General features: G+C 63.3%; 1 protein-coding gene. It reads right to left on the bottom strand.

The features are described from left to right. Positions 1-12: 12 nt before the first annotated feature. Positions 13-381 (bottom strand): EipA family protein (locus EOA29_RS40955; protein ID WP_127222633.1); only part of this gene is annotated, 369 nt, incomplete at its 5' end.

The following is a 381-nucleotide window of genomic DNA, read 5'->3' on the forward strand; positions in this document are numbered from 1 at the left end:
GTCATGACCTTGTCAGAACGGATTCCAGGTCGGCCGCTGCGTGAGTTTCAGATAGCCGAGATTGACGCCCAGCCTGGCGCCGACGCCGGTCCGGATCGGGACGAGCAGCACCCTGTTGTTCTGCAGCACGTTGAAGCCGACGCCCGCAACGACATAGGCGGAGCCGGCGACACCGCCGAACCGGTTATAGAGATTGCCTATGTCGTCGAGGTTATAGACGAGCATCATGACGCGCGATCCCTCGCCGCCGAAGTCCCAGCCGAGCGAAGGACCCTGCCAGAACACCTTATGGTCGCCGGCATTCTTGGTGTAGAGGGTGCCCTCGCCATAGGTCAGGCCGCCGATCAGCGCGCCCGACCCTTCCTCACCGAGCAGGTAGCC

This window comes from Mesorhizobium sp. M1E.F.Ca.ET.063.01.1.1 (genome assembly GCF_003998155.1).
Classification (GTDB): Bacteria; Pseudomonadota; Alphaproteobacteria; order Rhizobiales; family Rhizobiaceae; genus Mesorhizobium.